Source organism: Rheinheimera texasensis (assembly GCF_964031785.1).
In the GTDB taxonomy this organism is placed as follows: Bacteria; Pseudomonadota; Gammaproteobacteria; order Enterobacterales; family Alteromonadaceae; genus Pararheinheimera; species Pararheinheimera texasensis_A.
Window position 1 is genome coordinate 205,669 of the sequence record NZ_CAXIRE010000015.1, and the last position, 12,365, is coordinate 218,033.

Below are 12,365 nucleotides of genomic sequence, written 5' to 3' on the forward strand. Positions count from 1 at the left end.
AAAAGACTGACAAACCTTATTAAAGGGATAGGACAACGCCGCAATGCGGGTTGTTTTATCCCGGCCTCCGCCAGTTGGGTTGGCCATTAACTGTCTGATTTGCTTAACAAAGAAATTAGTGAGGTTTGACTATGCACGCTTTTGATTTCAGCCCTTTTTACCGTTCATTTATCGGTTTTGATCACCTGGCCAATCTGATGGATGCCGCCGCCCGCAACGAAAAACAACCGGCCTATCCACCGTACAATATTGAAGTGACCGGGGAAGATCAGTACCGCATTACCATGGCCGTGGCCGGTTTTGAACCGCACGAGCTGAGCATCGACACTGAACGCAATACCCTGTTTGTGCGTGGCCAAAAGAGCGACAAAACCGAAGACCGTCGTTTCCTGCATCAGGGCATTGCCGAGCGCAATTTTGAACGTAAGTTTCAGTTATCAGATTATGTCCGCGTGACGGGCGCCACAGTGCATCATGGTTTATTGCATATTGAACTGCTGCGCGAAATCCCGGATGCGTTAAAACCACGCAAGATTGCCATCCAGACCGGACAGCCATCTGCTGTGTTGACCCAGCAATCAGCTGCAAACTCAGAACTGGTGCAGGATGCCGTGACACTGCCTACCGGCACCAATTAAACAGTTTCATAAAAGATAAAGCCGCATCATGCGGCTTTATCTGTTTTTTATCCCTGCAAAAACTGCAATATAAGCGGATTGACGAGCCCAGGCTCCGTCACAGGCCCCATATGACCGCAATCCAGCGTGACCAATTCGACCTGCGGCAAAGCTTCGGCTAAAGCCCGCGCAATACGCTGCGCCGGCGCCCGGCTTCTCAGTCCGGTCAATAACAACACCTTGTCTGGTATTGTGGTGGCATAATCAACAAAGCTGGCCGGTTCCTGACTGAGCGCCTGAAAATCCAGCGTGACTTTTGCGACCTGACTTGCCAGTTGTTGCTGCATCCGCTGTGGTAAAGCCGCGAAAAAACCATCCTGCTGCCAATAGTCGATAAAACGCTGCGCGGCCGCCTCATCTGGCAAGCCAGGCAAGGCGTCAGCCAAAGTCTGGACTTCCTGCCATAACGCGCCGGCATCGGCAAGTTGTGGCAATAAATGAAAGGCGACCGGCTCAAACAACACTAGCTTGTTGATTTTTAGCTGTTGGCAACGCGCCAGATGCAAAGCCAGCGCGCCGCCATAAGAGTGCCCTATCACATCGAGCGGCTCGTGGCGTAACTGCACCGGTAACTTTTGCAGCAAAGCCTGTGCTTCAGCTTCAAGCGACCAGGGCTGCTGCTTTGGCAGTTCCAGCCCACCATAACCGGTTAAATCCGGTAAAAAACATTGCTGCCGCTCGGCCAGCTCACTGGCAAGCGTCAGCCATTGGCGGTGGCTGGACATCGAGCTGTGCAGCAATAACACCGGCCTGCCGCTGCCAAGCTGTTTTACCATGCCTGACTCAGCAAAAACGCTGCCCCACACAGCAAAGCAGTGAAAGTCGCAATCATGCCGAGGAATCTTGGGATTGAGGTGCCGCTGGAACGGCTCAATCCGGTCAGATGCAACAGACGGCCGCCCACAGTTAACACACCCAGCAGGTGGATTTGCCAGGCGGCAGCCTGCTGCTGTTCGGCAATCAACATCACCACTAGCAAAAGCGGGACATACTCGGCGAAATTGCCATGGATCCGAATGGCTTTAATCAGTTCCGGCTGCTGACCGTCGCCTAAGCCAACCCGTAGTTTAAAGCGCTGACGTACCACCGCTAACGCCAGACCGACATACATCACCGCCAACGCGGCCGCATAAATTGCCGTGATCATTACCACCCCGATAATTGTTGTTGCACCAGTTGTTGAAACACCCGGATATGACATGGCGCCGCATTCAGCGCCGGAATATATTGATAATCAGTGCCGCCGGCATGCAAAAACACTTCTTTATTTTCGACGGCAATTTCTTCCAGAGTTTCCAGGCAATCCGCCGCAAAGGCCGGGCACAACACCTGCAGCTTCTTCTCGCCCTGCGCTGGTAATTTCTCAAGTAACTCGTCGGTGTAAGGCTGCAGCCATTTTTCTTTGCCGACCCGCGACTGGAAACTGACCAGCACCTGCTCCGGCGTTAAGCCCAAGTCCGCCGCCAGGTTTGCAGCGGTTTCCCGGCAATGCTGCTCATAAGGGTCGCCCAAACGGACAAAACGCTCCGGAATACCGTGGAAAGACAACAGCAACTTGTCAGCCTGACCATGTTGTTGCCAGAACATTTGTACAGAACCCGCCAGTGCTTTGCGATAAATCGCCGTGTGGTGATAGTGTTTGACCAGGCGGATTTCGGCAATATCGCGGCGTTGTTGCTGATACAACGCGATTTGGTCGGAAATCGCCGCTGTGGTCGTCGCCGAATACTGCGGATACAGCGGGATAACCACAAAACGGCTGACGCCCCGGGCAGTTAAATCATCCAGCACCGACGCAATAGATGGTGAGCCATAAGTCATGGCGTAACGCACTTGAACCGGCGTATCGCTTAATTCCAACCTTTTGGCCAGCGCTTCGGTCTGCCGTTCAGTGATGACCCGCAGCGGTGAACCTTGCTCCCACCAAATCGATTGATACAACTTCGCCACCCGGCGACCACGAAACGGCAGAATGATACCGCGCAGAATGCACTGCCATAAAATCGCCGGATAATCGACCACCCGTTGATCGGATAAAAATTGTTTCAGATAACGCTGTACCGCCGGCACTGTTGGCTCATCCGGCGTACCCAGATTAACCAGTACCACGGCGTATTCAGAGACTGCTCGTTCTAACATGGCATAAACTCTTGGAAATTATGCGAAATTGGCTGAAAGTCTACCATTTCCGTCTCAATGAGAAAGCAGAAAAAACCGCTCAGGTGCAGCGCAAAAAGCGCAGCAGACCAAGCGGAGTATGCACAAGGCGGTCGTTTGACAACCAACCCGGCCACGCATGCAACCGCGTCTTGTCGGCAAAAACAACAAAGCCCACTGTCGTGGGCTTTGTCTCTATTCCGTAATCCTGCGGTACTGGGTTTAACCCAACAGCTCGCTAAGGATTTTGCTGACCGCGTCCACCGCCTGAGTGCCATCCAGATGATGATACTGCGTCAGGCCTTGCTCGGCTTGGTTACGGTAATAACCGACCAGTGGTTCAGTCTGTTCGTGATAAACACCTAAACGTTTGCGAACGGTCTCTTCTTTATCGTCATCGCGGATCACCAGATCTTCACCGCTGACATCGTCTTTACCAGCCACTTTAGGTGGATTGTAGCTGACGTGATAAACTCGGCCTGACGCCGGATGCACACGACGGCCGCTCATGCGTTCAACAATCACATCGTCCGGCACATCAAATTCAATCACGTGGTCAACCAGTACACCATTGTCTTTCATCGCGTCCGCTTGCGGAATAGTGCGCGGGAAACCATCTAACAAAAAGCCTTTGGCACAATCCGGTTTGGCGATGCGCTCTTTTACCAGGCCGATGATGATTTCATCAGACACCAGCTGACCTGCGTCCATCACCTGCTTAGCAGCGAGGCCCATTGCAGTGCCCTCTTTGATGGCGGCACGGAGCATATCTCCGGTGGAGATTTGCGGAATACCGTACTTGTTCATCAAAAACTGTGCCTGTGTTCCTTTACCGGCACCAGGTGCACCCAACAGAATAATTCGCATACCAAAACCTCGGTTTTTCAGAAACGGTTCCAAATGTTATAAGCGCTGGATCTTTACATAATGTCAGTCAGCAGACAAGGAATTTGTCGGCTGCTCAGAGCAGCCAGCTGCAAGCCGACTTTAGTACTAACTCCGGTCTAACCGCAGTATGCACAAAAATGCCGGCCAAACACTATTCGACGATAGTTGCACTGCAGATAGACAAAACCCGGCAAAAGCCGGGTTTTATTTGATCTGCGCTGCTGATTATTTCGCCAGCGACATCAGCAGGCTGTTTAACCGGGTGACAAAAGTCGCCGGGTTTTTCAGGCTGCCACGCTCGGCCAGCAGTGCCTGTTCAAACAGCACTTCGGCCCATTGTTTAAACTGCGCTTCATCCTGCACGTCGGCAACATGGCGTACCAGCTGATGATCCGGGTTCAGTTCAAAAATCGGCTTCACTTCCGGTACTTTCTGACCAACAGATTCCATCAGTTTGATCATCTGCGTGCTCATGTCGAACTCGTCGGTGACGACACAAGCCGGGCTGTCGGTCAGGCGATGGCTGACTTTGACGTCTTTGACCTGGTCGCCCAGCGCCGTTTTGAAACGCTCTGCCACAGCGGCAAATTGTTTTTCTGACTCTTCCTGCGCTTTTTTGGTGTCTTCGTCGTCCAGTTTAGACAAGTCCAGCCCACCTTTGGCCACTGAACGCAGTTTTTTGCCATCAAATTCGGTCAGGTGCTGCATCAGCCATTCATCGATGCGATCGGATAACAGCAGTACTTCCAGGCCTTTTTTGCGGAATACTTCCAGATGCGGGCTGTGTTTCGCCGCTTCATAGCTGTCAGCAACCAGGAAATAAATCTCGTCCTGACCTTCTTTCATCCGGCTGATATAGGCTTCTAAGCCAACGCTTTGTGTTGCGCTGTCTTCGTGCGTAGACGCAAATCGCAGCAGCTTGGCGATGCTTTCTTTATTGGCGTGATCTTCAGCCGGGCCTTCTTTTAACACCTGACCAAATTCAGTCCAGAAGGTCTGATATTCGCTTTGGTCTTCGGCTTTGGCCATTTTTTCCAGCATTTTCAGCACGCGCGAAGTGCAGCCCTTGCGCAGGCTCTGCGTCACTTTCGTATCCTGCAGAATTTCACGCGATACGTTCAGCGGCAGATCGCTGGAGTCCAGTACGCCTTTGATAAAACGCAGGTAGCTTGGCATAAACTGCTCGGCGTCATCCATGATAAAGACACGCTGTACATACAGTTTCAGGCCATGACGGGCGTCACGGTTCCACAGGTCAAACGGCGCTTTTTTCGGCACATATAACAGGCTGGTGTAGTTGGTATTGCCTTCAACTTTGTTGTGGCTCCAGCTCAGTGGCTCTGTCCAGTCGTGGGAAATGTGCTTGTAGAATTCGTTGTATTCGTCGTCACTGATTTCAGATTTATCCCGCATCCAAAGTGCAGTGGCTTTGTTGACGGCTTTCCAGCTGCCGTCAGTCGCCGCGATGGTCTCGCCGTCTTCTTCCCGCGCTGGTGTGCCTTCTTCCCACATTTCAACCGGGATGGAGATGTGATCAGAGTATTTGGTGATAATGCTTTCGACTTTCCACTTGCTTAAAAACTCTGACTCGCCTTCGCGCAGGTGCAGGATAATGTCGGTACCGCGGCTGGTTTTGTCCGCTGGCGCGAGCGTGTAATCGCCTTCACCGGCCGATTCCCATTCCACCGCGCTGTCCGGCGCCGCACCAGCTTTTAAGGTGCGCACTGTCACTTTGTCGGCAACGATAAAGGCCGAATAAAAACCAACACCAAACTGACCGATTAACTTGGAATCTTTGCTCTGGTCGCCGCTTAACTGCGAGAAGAATTCTTTAGTGCCGGATTTGGCGATAGTGCCTAAGTGACTGATCACTTCATCCCGCGTCATACCTATACCGTTGTCACTGATAGTGATGGTTTTGGCTGCTTCGTCCAGACTGACGCGGACACGTAAATCACCGTCATTGCTATACAGGCTGCTGTCCGATAACGCCAGGAAGCGTAATTTGTCAGCGGCATCAGACGCGTTAGAGATCAGTTCACGCAGGAAAATTTCTTTGTTGGAGTACAAAGAATGGATCATCAGTTGCAGCAACTGTTTGACTTCGGCCTGAAAGCCATGGGTTTGTTTTTGTGTTGTTTCAGTCATCTACCGCTCCTTTCACACTCAATTCTTCGGCCTGCCGGTTTCAGCTGCAACTGCTGAACACCAGACAACCTGTTCATTCGGCTTCAGATATGAGGCCGGCCGATTTTTTTTCAAGGGTGCAGGAGATGCTGATGAACTTTTGGCTGCTACGAGGACGACTGCAGCAGGAAGGCGGAGATTTAAAACGGTTTGCGGCCGCTCAGTGCATAAGACAAAGTACTGCCATCGAGATACTCCAGCTCACCACCAACCGGCATCCCCTGCGCCAGACGGGACACCTGGATGTGGTGTTTGCGGCACAGCTCGGCAATGTAAAACGCAGTGGCTTCGCCTTCGACTGTCGGATTAGTCGCCAGAATCACTTCTTCGATTTTGCCCTGCACCAGTTGTTGTGACAAAGCATCGAGGCCAAGCTCCGCCGGCCCCACACCATCAAGCGGTGACAGTTGCCCGCGTAAAACAAAATAGCGGCCGGCAAATAGACCAGTTTGTTCAATGGCAAAAAGGTCGGCGGCGCTAGCGACGATACAGAGCACAGAACTCTGACCGCGAATGGGATGGGCGCAGATCTGGCAGATCTGGCCCTCACAAAAAGTACGGCAGCGCTGGCAATGGCCCACTTTACTCATGGCCGCCTGCAGCGCATCGGCAAGCTGCAGGCCTGCTTCCCGGTTACGTTCCAGCAATTGATAGGCCATCCGCTGCGCTGATTTGGGCCCGACCGACGGCAGAACCCGTAACGCATCAATCAGCTTTTGCACCAGCGGCGTATGTTTACCCATCAATAACCTCAGTCTGCGTCAATTTAGAACGGCATTTTAAAGCCCGGTGGTAACTGCATACCGCCGGTGACAGAGGCCATCCGCTCTTTGCTCGTTTCTTCAACGCGGCGTACCGCATCGTTAATCGCGGCGGCGATTAAGTCTTCCAGCATTTCTTTGTCGTCAGCCATCAGACTGTCGTCGATGCTGATACGGCGCACATTGTGATTGCCAGCCATCGTCACTTTCACCATGCCGGCGCCGGCTTCACCGGTCACTTCCAGCCGGGCGATTTCTTCCTGCGCGCGCTGCATTTTTTCCTGCATCGCCTGCGCCTGTTTCATGATGTTACCCATGCCACCTTTAAACATAATCTGTACTCTCAGCTGTATTGATAATGGCGGCCAAGATAATCACAAAGCCGCAAAATTACAAGATTTCGCCTGTGCGCAAGACACAGACTGTCGAATTAAAATACTTCCAGGCTGTCGGGCAGCCATTCACCGCCAAAGTCCTGCATCAGGCTACACAGCGCCGGATCCTGCTGTAACAGCTGGTGCACATAACGCCGCCGTGCTGCATCGATGCGTTGCTGTAGCGCCTGCGGGCTGGCCGGCACTTCGTCAACAAACTCAACCTGTACAATGAGCGGCTGGCCAAAAGATTCTGACAGCACCGCCTGCAGTTGGGCTCTGTTGCGCTCTGAATCCAGATGTTTTTGTGTCGCGCTGACCTGCAGCACTAATTGATCGTCCGTCAGCTGCATGCTGCTGTGCAGTAAAAATAACCGCATCAGGCCGCCGATGCGCAAGCTGTCGATACGCTGGGCCCAGACGTCCACCTGGCTGCTGCTGCGGACGGCAAAATTACCGGCATGGATCTCGCCATCAAAACGAAGATCCGCATCGTGCGTCACGACAGTTTCTACTTCGGCGATGGCTTCACTGGCAAAATCGATGTTGTCCGGCTCGTCCGGTACGGCCAGACTTTCCAGCAGAGCATGGCGAATGGGCTGCACCACCGGGTTATATTCCTGCTGCCACTGCCACAGTTCAGTGCTTTCGGCTGGTGCAATGTTGTCAGAACTGTCCGTGCCATCGCTTGGATCTGTGTCATCTTCTGTCGAAGTTGCATCAACCCTCGCTGACGGTTGCGGCTCCTCTTCGTCCATCAGCTCAGCCACAGGCCCGGATTCAGCCGGTGTTGGTGTCGCGGCCGGCAAATCCTCCCACGGCGGGATTTCCGCAGCACTGACAACGGCAGGAACCGGGGCTGCGACTATCACCTGCGGCACAGCCACAACCACTGCAGGTTCTGGGGCTACCGGCACCGCTGGTGTTCTGGGTGGTAATGTGACAGGCGCCTGCTGGCGCTCAGACTTTTTTGGCTCGTTCGAAACCGTGCGTTGCAAACCGCGGCGGGCCAGAATACTGGCGGTGACCGAATCGATGCCGCTGTCTGGTTCTGCCGCTGCGACCGGCTCCGCTGCTCGCGCGGCTACTGGCACCACGGCAGCTGTTGCTGCGACCGCCGGTTCAGGCTGAAGTTGTGCAACTTGCAGCTGCGGTGCCGGTTCAGGCTGTAACTGAGCGACGTGGAGCTGCGGTACAGGTTCAGACTGAGGCGCAGCCGATACCTGCTCTGATGCTGGGATCACCTGAGCCGCGGGCGACGAAACAGCGAGTGCAGCAGACAGCGCTGCCGCGCGCCCTGCACTGACCTCCGGCACAGCACCGGCTTTGGCAGGCACAAAAGCAATGGCGCGTAATAACGCCATTTCCAGGCCAATGCGTGGCTCTGGCGCGTAGGGCAAATCACGTTTGCCGGATAACAATAACTGGTAATACAGCTGGATAGATTCCGGCGCATGCGTTTTGGCAACTGCGCGGACAAAAGCCGACTCCGTCAAAGCGAGTTCAGAGGCGCTGAGCTGATACTGTGATAACGCAGCCAGATGCAGCAAGGACAACATGTCATCCAGCACCGCCTGAAAATGGCTGTGACTGCTGACTAATTGTTGTAAATGCGCCTGCATCGCAGCTAAATCGCGGTTCAGCACATCCTGTAGCAAAATTTCGGCCCAGCTTTGCTCGAGGAACCCGAGCATCTCGCGCACCGCACCGAGGCGGATGTCGCCATTGGTCTGAGCAATCGCCTGGTCGGTCAGACTGAGCGAATCACGCAAACTGCCTTTAGCCGCACGCGCCAGCAAGGCCAAAGCTTCTTCTTCGGCGGCGATGCCTTCCTGGCCCAGAATAAAGCTTAAATGCTGCTTAATCTGGCTTTGTGATAAGGCTTTTAAACTGAACTGCAGACAACGCGACAACACAGTGATCGGTAACTTTTGCGGATCTGTCGTCGCCAGCAAAAACTTCACATGTGGCGGCGGTTCTTCCAGCGTTTTTAGCAGCGCATTAAAGCTGTGTTTGGACAGCATGTGCACTTCGTCGATGAGATAAACCTTATAACGACCACGGGTCGGTGCGTATTGCACGTTGTCCAGCAGGTCGCGGGTATCTTCGACTTTGGTGCGGCTTGCCGCGTCAATTTCCATTAAATCAACGAAAAAGCCTTTGTCGATTTCGGTACAGGCACTGCAAATGCCACAAGGCGTCGCAGTGACGCCTTGTTCGCAGTTCAGGCTTTTAGCAAAGATGCGGGCTATGGTGGTTTTACCCACGCCGCGGGTGCCGGTAAATAAATAAGCGTGGTGCAGACGGTTTTGGGTCAGGGCATGGGTCAGTGCAGTTTTGACATGCTCCTGCCCCACCAGCTGACCAAAATTCTGTGGCCGCCATTTACGCGCCAGCACCTGATAACTCATCTGTTCACCTTGTCGGAAATTGCGCCAGCGTTTCGCCTGCAGCCTGGCCGGGTTTAATGGCCCGGAAAATCAACCAGGCTGTGGATGGTCAGACCCAGTGCTTCCAGCCGCTGTTGGCCACCTAAGTCCGGCAGATTCACTACAAAAGTCGCGTCAGCGACCTGACCGCCTAAACGACGCACCAGTTTGGTTGTGGCATCAATAGTACCACCAGTTGCCAATAAATCGTCAACTAACAGGACTTTATCTTCTAGCGATATTGCATCCAGATGAATTTCCAGCGTGTCCTGACCATATTCCAGCTGATAGCTTTCCGCAATCGTTTCACGCGGCAGTTTGCCTGGTTTGCGAACCGGTACAAAAGCCACGCCCATGGCATAAGCCAGTGGCGCGCCAAAAATAAAACCGCGCGATTCAGTGCCGACTATCTTCGTGATGCCATGGCCACTGTAATGTTGTTTCAGGTGGTCGATCACGGCCGCAAAAGCAGCGCCATCCTGCATCAGGCTGGTTACGTCGCGAAATAAAATGCCTGGCTTCGGATAGTCCTGCACTGACTTGATGACTTGTTCAAGCAAGCGGCTTAATTCGGTATGGGTCATGGAAAAATCTCTATATTAAATTCGATAAAAAAACCGCCTACAGGCGGTTTTTCGGTCTGGTCAGCCCGGATTAACCTAACAGGCGGATCCAGGTCGCCAGAGGCGGCTGGCACAACAGCAACACAAACACAGCGATGAAGCCAATTAAATGCCACACGCTAAATGGGTCTTTAAAATTCTCGTCTGCCATCGACGTCTTTCCAGTGCAAAATAAGGGGGTTCGATTTTAATGAAAAACCTAGGTAATAGCCAGTGCTTGTCATTGTCTGTCGCAGCATTTTTATCGCAACCAGTGCAGGCAATAAGCCAGCGATTTTAGCTGGCGGATGGCTCCGATCCCGTATCAGAAACAACAATACCACGCGCGGCAAAATCGGCCAGCAAAGCGGTTGCCTGGGCCAATAACTGGTGACGCTCCCACTGGGGGACATAAGGTTGCAGCCAATCTATGTGAGTGCAAAGCAGTTGGCCCGGCTCTGTGCTGATCAACTGCAGCAAAGCTGCGCTCCAGGCATCAAGCTGCAGAAACCTGACCCTGTCCTGCGCATCGCGGTACAACAGTAAAAACACCGGCTGCGCAGCAGGCTCCATGGGCTGAAACTGGACAGAAATTTGCTGCACCGGATATTGATAACAACAGAGTCGCGCCAACGGGGAGACGACTAAAACCCTGCTTGGGTCAAATGACCAAGCTGGTGAAGCAACTGCGAGATCTGTCGCCAATGCCAGTTCCAACCATTCGTATTCGGCCAGTTCCAGCGCAAAACCGGGTAACTGCGGCGCCACTTGCGGTAACCACTGCAAAAAAGCTTTGGAAATATCGAGAAAATACGGGCTATGCAGCGCTTGTTCCTGGAAAAACTGCCGGCACAACGCCTGCCATTGGGTTTCAGGTAACAAGGAATGCAACACCGGAAAAGCGCTGCTGACAAAATTCTGCAGATTATTAAAAAACAATTCTTCGTAAACGACCATCCGTTCCGGCCGGATGCCATTCGGCAATGGTGCTGACGGATCTTTAATCCGGCGAATAAAGGCCAGTTGTTGTTGCTGAAAATCCTGCATCAGCCCGTCCCCTGTCCCAGTGCGTTTGCCTGTTGGAGCTGACGGATCTGCGCGAGTTCAGTCAGTAATTCGGTCAGCGGCGGTAAGTTAAAATCACGCTCCAGCAGTGTCGGAAACACGCCATGGCAACGATAGGCTTCAGCCAGCAATGCCCAGACCGGGTCAGTCACCGCACTGCCGTGGGTATCAATTAACAAATCCGCACTTTGTTTCAGGTGGCCGGCGACATGACCATAACGAATACGCTTGGTTGGCAGCGCCCGCAGAAACGCTGACGCGTCGTAACCATGATTGATGGAATTGACATAGATATTATTGACGTCCAGCAGAAGGCCACAGTTGGCTCTGTCCAGCACTTCGGTCAAAAACTCCAGCTCAGTCATGGTCGACTCTGGCGTGGCGTAATAAGAGATGTTCTCCAGCACCAGCTCCTGTTCCAGCACGTCCTGCACCTGCCGGATGCGCGGCACCAGATAATCAATGGCCTGGCGGCAAAACGGCACCGGCATCAGATCATACAAATGGCCTTGGCCAGAGCAGTAACTCAGGTGTTCGCTATAGAGCTGCACCTGATGTTGCCGGAAAAATTGCTTCAGCTGCGCCAAAAACTGCAGATCCAAGGGATCTGGCCCGGCGATCGACAACGACAGACCGTGGCAGATCAGCGGAAATTGAGTGGCAACATCGGCAAACTGGCGCTGCAGTGCACCACCAAAGGGGATCCAGTTTTCTGGCGCCACTTCGATAAAATCGATGTCGTGCCCACCATGTTGTAAAGGGGCGAGCAGCTCGCGCCGCAGCCCCAGCCCCACCCCTTCAAGCTTCGGCATGTTAGTTCATGCCACCGCATTTGCCTTCTTTTGCTTTATCGGTGCTGGCTTTATCTGTGGCCGCTTTTTTATCACCACCACATTTGCCCTCACCGCATTTACCTTCTTTGGCTTTATCAGCACTGGCGGCAGCGGCCTTTTTATCGCCACCACATTTGCCTTCACCGCACTTGCCTTCGCCGCATTTACCTTCTTTGGCTTTTTCCGCAGCAGCTTTTGGATCTGCCGCCTGTTGTGCGGCGCCATCCGGCATCTGCTGATAACCGGCACTCAGTTCAGTGGCCTGAAACGCCTGTGCTGTACCACTTAAACCGGCCAGAGCCGATAACATCAGACCGCCTAAGGCCGCTTTGACTTTTTGCTGTTGATTCATCTGTTATATCCTTCTGTTGTATGAATGATTTGGCTTGCTT

General features: G+C 53.2%; 13 protein-coding genes. 1 reads left to right on the forward strand and 12 read right to left on the reverse strand.

Features of this window, described 5'->3' with window-relative positions:
- Positions 1 to 131: 131 nt before the first annotated feature.
- Positions 132 to 638 (forward strand): Hsp20 family protein, encoded by a 507-nt coding sequence (locus ABNT34_RS05525; protein ID WP_348729546.1) that lies wholly within the window; start codon positions 132 to 134, stop codon positions 636 to 638.
- A gap of 47 nt (positions 639 to 685) precedes the next feature.
- Here ABNT34_RS05525 and ABNT34_RS05530 read toward each other — a convergent pair whose 3' ends face one another.
- The 12 genes from ABNT34_RS05530 to ABNT34_RS05585 form a co-directional block, all read right to left on the reverse strand.
- The gene (locus ABNT34_RS05530; protein WP_348729548.1) at positions 686 to 1,453 is read right to left on the reverse strand and encodes an alpha/beta hydrolase; all 768 of its coding nucleotides are present in this window, start codon (positions 1,451 to 1,453) and stop codon (positions 686 to 688) included.
- The gene (locus ABNT34_RS05535; protein WP_348729550.1) at positions 1,447 to 1,824 is read right to left on the reverse strand and encodes an MAPEG family protein; all 378 of its coding nucleotides are present in this window, start codon (positions 1,822 to 1,824) and stop codon (positions 1,447 to 1,449) included. The genes ABNT34_RS05530 and ABNT34_RS05535 overlap by 7 nt, the downstream gene beginning before the upstream one ends.
- A complete protein-coding gene (gene hemH / locus ABNT34_RS05540; protein WP_348729552.1) occupies positions 1,824 to 2,816 on the reverse strand; it encodes a ferrochelatase in 993 nt (330 codons plus the stop codon). The genes ABNT34_RS05535 and hemH overlap by 1 nt, the downstream gene beginning before the upstream one ends.
- A 240-nt stretch (positions 2,817 to 3,056) precedes the next feature.
- Positions 3,057 to 3,701: an adenylate kinase gene (gene adk, locus ABNT34_RS05545; RefSeq protein WP_348729554.1), complete on the reverse strand. Its 645-nt coding sequence runs from the start codon at positions 3,699 to 3,701 to the stop codon at positions 3,057 to 3,059.
- A gap of 246 nt (positions 3,702 to 3,947) precedes the next feature.
- The gene (htpG, locus tag ABNT34_RS05550; protein ID WP_348729556.1) at positions 3,948 to 5,870 is read right to left on the reverse strand and encodes a molecular chaperone HtpG; all 1,923 of its coding nucleotides are present in this window, start codon (positions 5,868 to 5,870) and stop codon (positions 3,948 to 3,950) included.
- A 179-nt stretch (positions 5,871 to 6,049) separates the two neighbouring features.
- Positions 6,050 to 6,652, reverse strand: a complete 603-nt coding sequence (recR, locus tag ABNT34_RS05555) for a recombination mediator RecR (RefSeq protein ID WP_348729558.1) — start codon at positions 6,650 to 6,652, stop codon at positions 6,050 to 6,052.
- A gap of 23 nt (positions 6,653 to 6,675) precedes the next feature.
- Positions 6,676 to 7,002 (reverse strand): YbaB/EbfC family nucleoid-associated protein, encoded by a 327-nt coding sequence (locus ABNT34_RS05560; RefSeq protein WP_208932304.1) that lies wholly within the window; start codon positions 7,000 to 7,002, stop codon positions 6,676 to 6,678.
- 98 nt (positions 7,003 to 7,100) lie between these two features.
- Complete coding sequence (dnaX, locus tag ABNT34_RS05565; RefSeq protein ID WP_348729561.1) at positions 7,101 to 9,455, reverse strand: DNA polymerase III subunit gamma/tau; 2,355 nt, start codon at positions 9,453 to 9,455, stop codon at positions 7,101 to 7,103.
- Positions 9,456 to 9,508: 53 nt separating this feature from the next.
- Positions 9,509 to 10,057 carry an adenine phosphoribosyltransferase gene (gene apt, locus ABNT34_RS05570; RefSeq protein ID WP_348729563.1) on the reverse strand — a complete coding sequence of 183 codons (549 nt, stop codon included), beginning with the start codon at positions 10,055 to 10,057 and terminating at the stop codon, positions 9,509 to 9,511.
- A gap of 315 nt (positions 10,058 to 10,372) precedes the next feature.
- The gene (locus ABNT34_RS05575; RefSeq protein ID WP_348729565.1) at positions 10,373 to 11,122 is read right to left on the reverse strand and encodes a putative DNA-binding domain-containing protein; all 750 of its coding nucleotides are present in this window, start codon (positions 11,120 to 11,122) and stop codon (positions 10,373 to 10,375) included.
- Complete coding sequence (locus ABNT34_RS05580) at positions 11,122 to 11,952, reverse strand: DUF692 domain-containing protein (protein ID WP_348729567.1); 831 nt, start codon at positions 11,950 to 11,952, stop codon at positions 11,122 to 11,124. Before ABNT34_RS05580 ends, ABNT34_RS05575 begins: the two co-directional genes overlap by 1 nt.
- A 1-nt stretch (position 11,953) precedes the next feature.
- Positions 11,954 to 12,325, reverse strand: coding sequence for a hypothetical protein (locus ABNT34_RS05585; RefSeq protein ID WP_348729569.1), 372 nt, complete (start codon positions 12,323 to 12,325; stop codon positions 11,954 to 11,956).
- Between the last annotated feature and the right edge of the window lie 40 nt (positions 12,326 to 12,365).

What these genes read in the sequence shown, in the direction of transcription:
- adk (WP_348729554.1), bottom strand. Translation starts at nt 3,701, where the DNA reads ATGCGAATTATTCTGTTGGGTGCACCTGGTGCCGGTAAAGGAACACAG.
- ABNT34_RS05530 (WP_348729548.1), bottom strand. Translation starts at nt 1,453, where the DNA reads ATGGTAAAACAGCTTGGCAGCGGCAGGCCGGTGTTATTGCTGCACAGC.
- hemH (WP_348729552.1), bottom strand. Translation starts at nt 2,816, where the DNA reads ATGTTAGAACGAGCAGTCTCTGAATACGCCGTGGTACTGGTTAATCTG.
- recR (WP_348729558.1), bottom strand. Translation starts at nt 6,652, where the DNA reads ATGGGTAAACATACGCCGCTGGTGCAAAAGCTGATTGATGCGTTACGG.
- dnaX (WP_348729561.1), bottom strand. Translation starts at nt 9,455, where the DNA reads ATGAGTTATCAGGTGCTGGCGCGTAAATGGCGGCCACAGAATTTTGGT.
- apt (WP_348729563.1), bottom strand. Translation starts at nt 10,057, where the DNA reads ATGACCCATACCGAATTAAGCCGCTTGCTTGAACAAGTCATCAAGTCA.
- ABNT34_RS05535 (WP_348729550.1), bottom strand. Translation starts at nt 1,824, where the DNA reads ATGATCACGGCAATTTATGCGGCCGCGTTGGCGGTGATGTATGTCGGT.
- ABNT34_RS05575 (WP_348729565.1), bottom strand. Translation starts at nt 11,122, where the DNA reads ATGCAGGATTTTCAGCAACAACAACTGGCCTTTATTCGCCGGATTAAA.
- ABNT34_RS05525 (WP_348729546.1), top strand. Translation starts at nt 132, where the DNA reads ATGCACGCTTTTGATTTCAGCCCTTTTTACCGTTCATTTATCGGTTTT.
- ABNT34_RS05585 (WP_348729569.1), bottom strand. Translation starts at nt 12,325, where the DNA reads ATGAATCAACAGCAAAAAGTCAAAGCGGCCTTAGGCGGTCTGATGTTA.
- ABNT34_RS05560 (WP_208932304.1), bottom strand. Translation starts at nt 7,002, where the DNA reads ATGTTTAAAGGTGGCATGGGTAACATCATGAAACAGGCGCAGGCGATG.
- htpG (WP_348729556.1), bottom strand. Translation starts at nt 5,870, where the DNA reads ATGACTGAAACAACACAAAAACAAACCCATGGCTTTCAGGCCGAAGTC.
- ABNT34_RS05580 (WP_348729567.1), bottom strand. Translation starts at nt 11,952, where the DNA reads ATGCCGAAGCTTGAAGGGGTGGGGCTGGGGCTGCGGCGCGAGCTGCTC.